Raw genomic sequence first — 9,046 nt, 5'->3', positions numbered from 1 at the left:
ATTAATAATAAAATCAAACTCATTAAAAGGGTATCTTTTGGTTATAGAAATTATGATAATTTACGTAATCGAATTATTATAACTTCGCGACTATTTGCCTCAACAACAAAAAAAGAGATTAAACAACATAATGTTGCTTAATCTCAATAGTATTGAAAAGTTTATTTTGTCCATTGATCTACTTATATTATGATTTGAAATATTAAAGTTTTAATTAATAAAAGGGAGGAGGCAAAATTCATGGCATATGAACAAGACGAGCGATTAACGTTAAATCAAAATGAGCAAGTGCAAAAAATAGCTATCTCTGAAATAAAAGCCAATCCTTATCAACCTCGTAAAACATTTGATGAAGATAAATTGCAAGATTTAGCAGATTCTATTCGCACGCATGGCATCTTGCAACCTATCGTTTTACGTAAAACGATTCAAGGTTACTATATTGTGGTGGGTGAAAGAAGATTTAGAGCTTCACAAATAGCTGGATTGGATGAAGTACCGGCTATTGTAAAAGAGTTATCAGACTCTGACATGATGGAACTAGCCATTATTGAAAATTTGCAGCGTGAAGATTTAAATGCGATTGAAGAAGCTGAAAGTTATAAACGACTTATGGATGATTTAGGTATCACCCAACAAAAAGTTGCAGAAAGATTAGGTAAATCTCGTCCATATATTGCTAATATGTTGAGACTACTAAATTTACCTTCGGAAGTTTCTAAGTTAGTAAAAAATGGGAAATTATCAGGTGCTCACGGCCGTACCTTATTAGGTGTAAAAGAGACTTCGACTATGAATAAATTAGCGAAACAAGCCATTCGAGAAGCATGGAGTGTAAGGTATTTAGAAAATGTTGTAGCAGAATTACAAGACGGTAAGGAGTCTAAAAATAGCTCTAAATCAACGCATTTAAAACCGAAATTTATTCAAAAACAAGAACGTCTTTTAAAAGAAAAATATGGAACGAAAGTAGATATTTCTACTAGTAAAAGTATCGGTAAAATTACATTTGAATTTAAATCTGAAGAAGAATTCAAAAATCTAATAAAAAAATTAAGTGATAAATAATTTGAAATTGCTTTCAGGAACTAAGTAATTTGTTTACGAATTAATTGATGTGTTATCTTTAGCCTTTCTGTGAGAAAAAGCGTTAATGAATAAAGCTAAAGACCGATATATTATCTTATTGAAACACTGTATAATTATTAAATTATGATGAAAATTCAAATTAAAAAGGAGGAAAATTTTGAATGAATCAGGTTAAAAATGTGTTGTCTTCACTATTTGAGCCTTTGACAAAGCCAGAAACATATGAAAACTTAGGAATTAAACTTATTTTAATACTTATTTATATTCTGGTAGCCATAATAGTGATTGCTATATTGAATAAAGTCATTGAACAAGCATTTAAACTTCAAAATAAAAGTAGTAAAGGAAATAAGAAACGTTCTAGAACGCTAGTGTCACTCGTTCAAAATGTAGTAAAATATATCGTATGGTTTATCGTTATTACCACAATTTTAAGCAAATTTGGTATTAGCGTAGAAGGTATTATTGCCAGTGTTGGTGTTGTAGGTTTAGCCGTTGGTTTTGGTGCTCAAACAATTGTAAAAGATATCATTACTGGTTTCTTTATTATTTTTGAAAATCAATTCGATGTAGGTGACTACGTTAAAATTAATAGCGGTGGTACGACTGTAGCTGAAGGTACGGTTAAATCAATTGGTTTAAGATCGACACGCATTAATACGATTACTGGGGAATTAACAATTCTGCCAAATGGTAGTATGGGAGAAATTACTAACTTCTCTATTACAAATGGTTTCGCTATTGTGAAAATTCCAGTTTCTGTAGAGGAAAACTTAGATAAAGTTGAAAAACGATTAAATAAATTATTCACTGCAATGCGTAGTAAATACTATCTATTCATTACAGATCCTGTAGTGGAAGGTATTGATTCGATTGATGAAACGAAAGTAATATTTAGAATTTCTGCAGAAACGATTCCTGGTGAAGGTGCCTCAGGTTCAAGAATTTTACGTAAAGAAATTCAAAGAGTTTTCGTACAAGAAGGTATTAAATTACCACAACCAATCTATGTTAAAAGTATGGACGCACAAGATAAAGCTTAATTATCATTGGGGGCAATTTCATGACGTCAAATTATGGAATAAATGATATAGTAGAAATGAAAAAACAACATGCATGTGGAACAAACAGATTTAAAATTATTCGCATGGGTGCAGATATTCGAATTAAATGCGAAAATTGTCAAAGAAGTATTATGATTCCACGTCAAACGTTTAATAAAAAATTAAAAAAAATATTAGTATCTCAACAAGATACAGAAAGTTAGGAGAATGATTAATGGCTTTAACAGCAGGTATCGTAGGGTTACCGAACGTTGGTAAGTCTACTCTATTTAATGCAATAACTAAGGCAGGCGCATTGGCTGCGAACTATCCTTTCGCAACAATTGATCCAAACGTAGGTATTGTAGAAGTACCAGATACACGTTTAAATAAATTAACTGAAATGGTAGAACCTAAGAAAACAATTCCAACTACTTTTGAATTTACAGACATTGCAGGTATTGTTAAAGGTGCATCTAAAGGTGAAGGTTTAGGTAATAAATTCTTATCTCATATTCGTGAAGTAGATGCAATTTGCCAAGTTGTTCGTGCATTTGATGATGAAAATGTTACGCACGTATCTGGGCGTGTTAATCCTTTAGATGATATTGAAGTTATCAATATGGAATTAGTATTAGCTGATTTAGAATCAGTAGAAAAGCGTTTGCCTAGAATTGAAAAAATGGCACGTCAAAAAGATAAAACTGCTGAAATGGAGTTACGTATTTTATCTAGAATCAAAGAAGCTTTAGAAAATGGTAATCCTGTTCGTAGTTTAGAATTTAATGATGAAGATCAAAAATATGTTAATCAAGCTCAATTATTAACATCTAAAAAAATGCTTTATATAGCTAATGTTGGCGAAGATGAAATTGGTAATGAAGATAATGATAAAGTGAAAGTGATTCGTGAATATGCTGCGAAAGAAGATTCAGAAGTTATCGTTATCAGTGCAAAAATTGAAGAAGAAATCGCTACTTTAGATGATGAAGATAAAGAAATGTTCTTGGAAGATTTAGGTATTGAAGAACCAGGTTTAAATAGATTAATCAGAACAACTTATGAGTTATTAGGATTATCAACTTACTTTACTGCTGGTGTACAAGAAGTTCGTGCTTGGACATTTAGACAAGGTATGACAGCGCCACAATGTGCAGGTATTATTCATACTGACTTTGAGCGTGGCTTCATTCGTGCTGAGGTAACAAGTTATGATGACTATGTTGCAAATGGCGGAGAACAAGGTGCTAAAGAAGCCGGTAAGCAACGTTTAGAAGGTAAAGAGTATATTATGCAAGATGGTGACATTGTTCACTTCAGATTCAACGTTTAGAATTGTAATTCGTAATAAATGATAAAAATAAAGCAATGTAAGTTTCATGTGGCTTAGAGTGACAAGGAACTTACATTGCTTTTTTATATATTTTATTTCATTATATCTTAAAAGAACGGTATAACTTTACTTGCTTCAATAATATCTTTGGTGCTGAAAAACTGTTTACCTTCTCCAGTGTAGGCAGGTTCGAGTACCATATTGGCTTTCGCACAATATAACCATTCTGGATTGATACCGCAATTTAAGACTTCTTGAAATTCTTGGAAATCTTTGTCCCAATCTAAATCTAATTGCATGTTTTACACCTCGCCATCATTATAGAACATTTGTTCTGTTTTGAAAAGTACTTTTACATCTTCTTTGTTCAATTCATTGTTTTGATGGTGTTTATTGATATTATTAAGGAGCATATGAGCATTATTTCATGTTTGGGACTGCCTTTTCAAAAAAGAAAATTGAGAGAGTGAAAATTTATTGTAAAAAGTAATACTCTATGCTATAATTCTTGATTGTGAGTAATGAAAATTATTCCTTGCTTGTCGACAGGAGTCGATAGGCCGCATAGACCACAAGGAGGTGCAAGTATAAAATGAGAACATATGAAATTATGTATGTCGTACGTCCTAACATTGAAGAGGATGCTAAAAAAGCTGTTGTTGAACGCTTTAACGGTATCTTAGCTTCAGAAGGATCAGAAGTTTTAGAAGAAAAAGACTGGGGTAAACGCCGTCTTGCTTACGAAATTGAAGATTTCAAAGAAGGTTTCTATAACATCGTACGCATTAAAACTGATAACAACAGAGCTACAGACGAATTCCAACGTTTAGCTAAAATCAGTGACGATATCATCCGTTATATCGTTATCCGCGAAGACCAAGATAAGTAATAATTTAATGGGGGCGTTTTAATGATAAACAGAGTTGTATTAGTAGGTCGTTTAACTAAAGATCCAGAATACAGAACCACTCCCTCAGGCGTAAGTGTAGCGACATTTACTCTAGCAGTTAATCGTACTTTCACGAATGCTCAAGGGGAACGCGAAGCTGACTTTATTAATGTTGTTGTGTTTAGAAGACAAGCAGAGAATGTGAATAATTATTTATTCAAAGGTAGTTTAGCTGGCGTTGATGGTCGCATACAATCACGCAGTTATGAAAATCAAGAAGGTCGTCGTATCTTTGTTACTGAAGTTGTAGCTGATAGTGTTCAATTCCTTGAACCTAAAAATGCTCAAGGTGGCCAACGTAATCAAAGTAGTAACAATGATTTCCAAGACTACGGTCAAGGATTTGGTGGTCAACAATCAGGACAAAATACGTCTTATAACAATAATCAATCATCAAATAATAAACAATCAGATAATCCTTTTGCGAATGCAAATGGCCCGATTGATATTAGTGATGATGACTTACCATTCTAATAATAAAATGAACGTATAAAAACTATTTCAAAAGGAGGTAATTAACCATGGCAGGTGGACCAAGAAGAGGCGGTCGTCGTCGTAAAAAAGTTTGCTACTTCACAGCAAATGGCATTACACACATCGACTATAAAGATACTGAATTATTAAAACGTTTTATCTCAGAACGCGGTAAAATTTTACCACGTCGTGTAACTGGTACTTCAGCTAAATATCAACGTATGTTGACTACAGCTATCAAACGTGCTCGTCATATGGCTTTATTACCATATGTTAAAGACGAAAACTAATATATAAGTATTGGTTAAACCCCGTAAGCTTAAGGCTTGCGGGGTTATTTTTTGTGTTGGAATTTAAGGGAAGGGTAGAAGAAGGGCTGAAGCATCAACTTACTGATTTATTTTTGTTTTTGATTTAAATGATTATAAATTTTATTATAGTTATCATCTTGAAAGTATTTAAATACATACCAATCATTATTGTAGAATATGCCTAATGATTTTATAAAGATACCTTTTTTTAATTTAACTTTCTTAATATCTTCAAGTGGAATTTGTATATTGAGTGGACTATTGGTTAAACTAAAGGACGCAAAAGTTAAGTGATGATTAGTTAAAGTAAGACTACCCGGTACACTAACCCGTCGATAAATAAAAGTTTTTAAACTACAATTTGTAGTTATTTCCATTGTGTAAAACCTCCTTTTCAAAAAATAAACTGTATATATCAATACTAAAATAATAAATATACTTAAAAATTACAACGTAAATGATTTTTAAAGTTTGTAATAAGTTGTACGATATTGTTAATAAAATGAATATTAAATGTTATGATTTAAGTAGATATACATAAGGAGTTTTTAAATTATGAAGGGTAAATATTTTTTAGCAGGTTTAACGGCGTCAACATTTCTATTGGGAGCATGTAGTTTAAATATTGGTTTACCGGGTGGAGACGACGAGAATTCAAACAATAACAAACAAGAGCAAAAGAAAGATAATGACTCAGATTCTGGAAAAAAATCTAACGATCCTAAAAAATCTGGAGATGAATCTAATAATAAAGAGCATTCATCAACAAATGATAATGCGCAAAACGATAGCAATGACTCAAATGGAGATACTGAAGCTGGTGGAGAGTATATGACTGGCTCAGCACAACCTCAAGACCAAGATAGTACTAATGACGAGGGCTCAAACGATGATCAAGAGGCCAACTCAGACAATAATGACGAGGCGAACTCAGACAATAATGATGATGCGAACGCAGATAATCAAGCTGAAGATGACGCATCTGAAAATAGTGAAGATAACGCTAACGAGGCTCAGGTTAGTGAAGATGAGGCTATTCAAATCGCCAAAAGTCATGTTAAGGAAAAAATAGGTGGAAGTAAACAACCTGATTGGAATTCGTTCCACATTAATAATGATAAAACAACCGATGATAATTATTATATTAGTTATAGAGCACAAAGCGTGGTATCTACTCCAGTAGATGTGGGCGTTGCAGTAAGTAAGAAAGATGGCTCTATAGTGGGTGATTACTCAGACATGACTGAGGAACAAAGAGCACAAGCAGAAGCTAAAGGAAGAGAACAACAAAGAGCTGCTGAGGAAAGAAACGCTAAACATCAACAAGCTGAAGAAGAAAATAATCAGCAAGACAATAGTGATGAACAACAAAATAGTGACGATAATCAACAACAATCTGACAAAGGACAAACTATAGCAAATAGCCAACAAGCGCATGAGAACGCTGTAAATACACCTATTCAAAATGTTGCAGGTAGTCAAGATAACGAAGAACAAGAAGACCAAAGCCAACAACAAGCTGCAGACAATGGTAACCAAGACCAAGCGCAACAACAAACAGAGCAACAACAAGCTTCGGACCAACCACAAGAACAACAAGCAGATCAAACACAACAAGACAGTAGCGATAACAACACTGAAGAGGAATAATTAAACCTCGCACGGCAGAAATTCCGAAAACGTTATATCTAACTATAAACAAAAATCCGGCTTCTTTATCGAAGTCGGATTTAATCATTTTTAAATTATAAACGAATATCTATATCATCAATATGTTGTTGATATTCTTTATATTTACTTTCAACTAACATTTGATAAGGTGTATCAAAGAAGTCTGCGAGAATCATCGCATCTTTGAAACTAGGTTCATGTTGATGGTTTTCCCATTCCCATAATTGATGTGGTTCATAGTGTGTACCATATTTTTTATTTAATAACTCTGTTAATTCATTAATTTCAAGATTTCGTTTTGTTCTTAAGTTAAAAAGTGTATGTGAACTCATGATACATAACCTCCCTGTATATGCTAAGTCTGGAATGTAAGATAATCTTATTTTCCCTGTTAAATTATCTTCCTAACAAACTTATAAAGTCTTTTATAAAAATAAACCCACGTTATTTAATTATACTATTCCTCTTCACAAATTTTATCAAGTCTTTTAAGTCATTATTCATAATTATGTTATTTTTAATTTATAAATTGTAAACAAAGGGGTTATCGTTATGAAAATTTTTGATGCACATTTTCATATTATTGATTTTAATTTCCCAGTTAAAGAGAATAATGGTTATATGCCACCTTCCTTCACTACACAAGATTACTTAAATCGTACTAATGATTTAGAGATTATTGGTGGTGCAGTTGTTTCAGGTTCATTTCAAGAGTTCGATCAAGATTATTTAGTGGATGCCCTTCATAAATTAGATGGCAAATTCGTAGGAACCACTCAGCTACCGATAACTACTAGCGATGCAGAGATTCGCAGATTAAATACTTTGGGAACTAAGGGGATTAGATTTAATGTAAAACGCGGTGGGTCAGAAGATATTTCGAAACTTAAAGCATTTGCGCAACGCGTTTATGATTTAGTAGGTTGGCACACAGAAATCTACATTGAGTCGAAGAAATTAACTAAATATAAAGAGGTTATCCTTCAACTACCTCAAGTGTCTATTGATCACTTAGGTTTAACTGAAGAAGGATTTGAAGACTTGAAAGACTTAGTTAGACAGGGCGTTTATGTAAAAGCAACTGGATTCGGTAGAATTGAAATTGATCCTTTATCAGCTATTCAAGAATTAATCAACATCAATCCTAATGCTGTCATGTTCGGTACTGATTTGCCTTCCACACGTGCCAATCGCCCATTTAACGTAGAAGATATTCAACTAATCCAGGATCATTTTAACCAAGACATTCAAGAAAGAATTTTTTATAAGAATGCATTAGAATTTTATAGACTTTCAGAATAATGTACTTTTATGATTTTTATCTTTGGAAAAGGGAATAGATTAATACCTAAATAAAAAATATTAATTGGAGATAAGTAGATGAAACTTTCATGGATTTTGTGGTGGATCGTTTCTGCATTTTGGATTATCTTATTCATTAGCAGTTCAGTAATGATTTGGGAAAGACGTACAGACGCAGCTGGTATTGTTCAAACACCAGAATTAAGAGCAATATCTATTATTATTATGGCAATAGCATTTCTATTACCTATTATCATACAAATCGTATGGCTAGCAATTAACTTAGTTATGTCACGTAAAGAAAAAATTCAGAAGTATTAAAAAATGAATTCAAGTAAATTTCTTATAAAAAGTTAATTAATTTTTAATAAATATGTTTAAAAATAATTAATGGTGGTATAAGTAAGAAGCAAATAAAAAACAAAAAGATAAGGAGAATTCTGATTATGAGCTTTATTATTATGTTAATCGTCGGCGGATTAATCGGATGGGTTGCCGGTATGATTATGGGTAAAGATATCCCAGGCGGTATTATCGGTAACATCATCGCTGGTTTAATCGGTTCAGCAATCGGTAGTAGAATCTTCGGTATGTGGGGTCCTGTATGGGGCGGCGTACCAATCTTCCCAGCATTAATTGGTTCAATTATTTTGATCTTTATCGTAAGCTTAATCTTACGTGTTATCAGAAAATAATAATATTTGAAGAGTTAAAGAGGGCTATGTTGAATGGCTCTCTTTTTTTATTAGGAAATTAAATCTTAAAAAAGGGCATAAAAAGAGGGTGACGTCGGGTTAAGGCGTCACCCAGGAGTATTATGTTCATGAATATAAAAGACTTTGTAGTTATAATTTAACTACACGTTAATATTATC

Annotated in this window: 15 protein-coding genes; 12 read left to right on the top strand and 3 right to left on the bottom strand. The window is 32.6% G+C overall.

Annotation, left to right across the window (positions count from 1 at the left end; all coding sequences use genetic code 11):
* The 5 genes from E2558_RS11400 to ychF all read left to right on the top strand — a co-directional run.
* On the top strand, positions 1–141 hold a 141-nt coding region (locus E2558_RS11400), incomplete at its 5' end, for a transposase (protein ID WP_135789033.1).
* 99 nt (positions 142–240) lie between these two features.
* Positions 241–1,068, top strand: coding sequence for a ParB/RepB/Spo0J family partition protein (locus tag E2558_RS11395; RefSeq protein ID WP_126564614.1), 828 nt, complete (start codon positions 241–243; stop codon positions 1,066–1,068).
* Positions 1,069–1,250: 182 nt separating this feature from the next.
* On the top strand, positions 1,251–2,132 hold the full coding sequence (locus E2558_RS11390; RefSeq protein WP_126564615.1) for a mechanosensitive ion channel family protein: 882 nt from the start codon (positions 1,251–1,253) through the stop codon (positions 2,130–2,132).
* Between the two features lie 20 nt (positions 2,133–2,152).
* Entirely contained in the window at positions 2,153–2,356 is a 204-nt protein-coding gene (locus E2558_RS11385; RefSeq protein WP_126564616.1) for a DUF951 domain-containing protein, read from the top strand.
* An 11-nt stretch (positions 2,357–2,367) separates the two neighbouring features.
* The gene (gene ychF / locus E2558_RS11380) at positions 2,368–3,465 is read left to right on the top strand and encodes a redox-regulated ATPase YchF (RefSeq protein WP_126564617.1); all 1,098 of its coding nucleotides are present in this window, start codon (positions 2,368–2,370) and stop codon (positions 3,463–3,465) included.
* A 107-nt stretch (positions 3,466–3,572) separates the two neighbouring features.
* On the opposite strand, the gene E2558_RS11375 is transcribed toward ychF, so the two are convergent.
* Positions 3,573–3,764 carry a hypothetical protein gene (locus E2558_RS11375; protein ID WP_126564618.1) on the bottom strand — a complete coding sequence of 64 codons (192 nt, stop codon included), beginning with the start codon at positions 3,762–3,764 and terminating at the stop codon, positions 3,573–3,575.
* Between the two features lie 293 nt (positions 3,765–4,057).
* On the opposite strand from E2558_RS11375, the gene rpsF reads away from it, so the two are divergent.
* Genes rpsF through rpsR form a run of 3 tightly spaced genes read left to right on the top strand, consistent with a single transcriptional unit; the run spans position 4,058 to position 5,178 of the window.
* A complete protein-coding gene (gene rpsF / locus E2558_RS11370) occupies positions 4,058–4,354 on the top strand; it encodes a 30S ribosomal protein S6 (protein ID WP_011276867.1) in 297 nt (98 codons plus the stop codon).
* A gap of 21 nt (positions 4,355–4,375) precedes the next feature.
* Complete coding sequence (gene ssb, locus E2558_RS11365; protein ID WP_103329472.1) at positions 4,376–4,888, top strand: single-stranded DNA-binding protein; 513 nt, start codon at positions 4,376–4,378, stop codon at positions 4,886–4,888.
* Between the two features lie 47 nt (positions 4,889–4,935).
* Positions 4,936–5,178, top strand: coding sequence for a 30S ribosomal protein S18 (rpsR, locus tag E2558_RS11360; protein ID WP_002447994.1), 243 nt, complete (start codon positions 4,936–4,938; stop codon positions 5,176–5,178).
* 107 nt (positions 5,179–5,285) lie between these two features.
* Here rpsR and E2558_RS11355 read toward each other — a convergent pair whose 3' ends face one another.
* Positions 5,286–5,576 (bottom strand): GRAM domain-containing protein, encoded by a 291-nt coding sequence (locus E2558_RS11355; protein ID WP_126564619.1) that lies wholly within the window; start codon positions 5,574–5,576, stop codon positions 5,286–5,288.
* Positions 5,577–5,754: 178 nt separating this feature from the next.
* Here E2558_RS11355 and E2558_RS11350 point away from each other — a divergent pair, with 178 nt between their 5' ends.
* A complete protein-coding gene (locus tag E2558_RS11350; protein ID WP_126564620.1) occupies positions 5,755–6,849 on the top strand; it encodes a hypothetical protein in 1,095 nt (364 codons plus the stop codon).
* A 95-nt stretch (positions 6,850–6,944) separates the two neighbouring features.
* On the opposite strand, the gene E2558_RS11345 is transcribed toward E2558_RS11350, so the two are convergent.
* Positions 6,945–7,202 (bottom strand): helix-turn-helix domain-containing protein, encoded by a 258-nt coding sequence (locus tag E2558_RS11345; RefSeq protein ID WP_126564621.1) that lies wholly within the window; start codon positions 7,200–7,202, stop codon positions 6,945–6,947.
* Positions 7,203–7,422: 220 nt separating this feature from the next.
* On the opposite strand from E2558_RS11345, the gene E2558_RS11340 reads away from it, so the two are divergent.
* The 3 genes from E2558_RS11340 to E2558_RS11330 all read left to right on the top strand — a co-directional run bounded on the left by E2558_RS11340 (position 7,423) and on the right by E2558_RS11330 (position 8,867).
* Entirely contained in the window at positions 7,423–8,172 is a 750-nt protein-coding gene (locus E2558_RS11340) for an amidohydrolase family protein (RefSeq protein ID WP_126564622.1), read from the top strand.
* Between the two features lie 78 nt (positions 8,173–8,250).
* On the top strand, positions 8,251–8,493 hold the full coding sequence (locus tag E2558_RS11335) for a DUF3923 family protein (RefSeq protein WP_126564623.1): 243 nt from the start codon (positions 8,251–8,253) through the stop codon (positions 8,491–8,493).
* Between the two features lie 125 nt (positions 8,494–8,618).
* Positions 8,619–8,867, top strand: a complete 249-nt coding sequence (locus E2558_RS11330) for a GlsB/YeaQ/YmgE family stress response membrane protein (RefSeq protein WP_126564624.1) — start codon at positions 8,619–8,621, stop codon at positions 8,865–8,867.
* The last annotated feature ends 179 nt before the right edge of the window (positions 8,868–9,046 follow it).

Source organism: Staphylococcus pragensis (assembly GCF_004785665.1).
Lineage (GTDB): Bacteria > Bacillota > Bacilli > Staphylococcales > Staphylococcaceae > Staphylococcus > Staphylococcus pragensis.
The sequence above is the reverse complement of the archived record's forward strand: the minus strand, read 5'-3'. Positions and strand labels throughout refer to the sequence as shown.

Bases quoted from the DNA above. Each gene is read 5' to 3' on its own strand.
- E2558_RS11355 (WP_126564619.1), bottom strand. From the start codon at position 5,576: ATGGAAATAACTACAAATTGTAGTTTAAAAACTTTTATTTATCGACGG.
- E2558_RS11335 (WP_126564623.1), top strand. From the start codon at position 8,251: ATGAAACTTTCATGGATTTTGTGGTGGATCGTTTCTGCATTTTGGATT.
- rpsF (WP_011276867.1), top strand. From the start codon at position 4,058: ATGAGAACATATGAAATTATGTATGTCGTACGTCCTAACATTGAAGAG.
- ssb (WP_103329472.1), top strand. From the start codon at position 4,376: ATGATAAACAGAGTTGTATTAGTAGGTCGTTTAACTAAAGATCCAGAA.
- E2558_RS11330 (WP_126564624.1), top strand. From the start codon at position 8,619: ATGAGCTTTATTATTATGTTAATCGTCGGCGGATTAATCGGATGGGTT.
- E2558_RS11385 (WP_126564616.1), top strand. From the start codon at position 2,153: ATGACGTCAAATTATGGAATAAATGATATAGTAGAAATGAAAAAACAA.
- ychF (WP_126564617.1), top strand. From the start codon at position 2,368: ATGGCTTTAACAGCAGGTATCGTAGGGTTACCGAACGTTGGTAAGTCT.
- E2558_RS11345 (WP_126564621.1), bottom strand. From the start codon at position 7,202: ATGAGTTCACATACACTTTTTAACTTAAGAACAAAACGAAATCTTGAA.
- E2558_RS11340 (WP_126564622.1), top strand. From the start codon at position 7,423: ATGAAAATTTTTGATGCACATTTTCATATTATTGATTTTAATTTCCCA.
- E2558_RS11375 (WP_126564618.1), bottom strand. From the start codon at position 3,764: ATGCAATTAGATTTAGATTGGGACAAAGATTTCCAAGAATTTCAAGAA.
- E2558_RS11350 (WP_126564620.1), top strand. From the start codon at position 5,755: ATGAAGGGTAAATATTTTTTAGCAGGTTTAACGGCGTCAACATTTCTA.
- E2558_RS11395 (WP_126564614.1), top strand. From the start codon at position 241: ATGGCATATGAACAAGACGAGCGATTAACGTTAAATCAAAATGAGCAA.
- E2558_RS11390 (WP_126564615.1), top strand. From the start codon at position 1,251: ATGAATCAGGTTAAAAATGTGTTGTCTTCACTATTTGAGCCTTTGACA.
- rpsR (WP_002447994.1), top strand. From the start codon at position 4,936: ATGGCAGGTGGACCAAGAAGAGGCGGTCGTCGTCGTAAAAAAGTTTGC.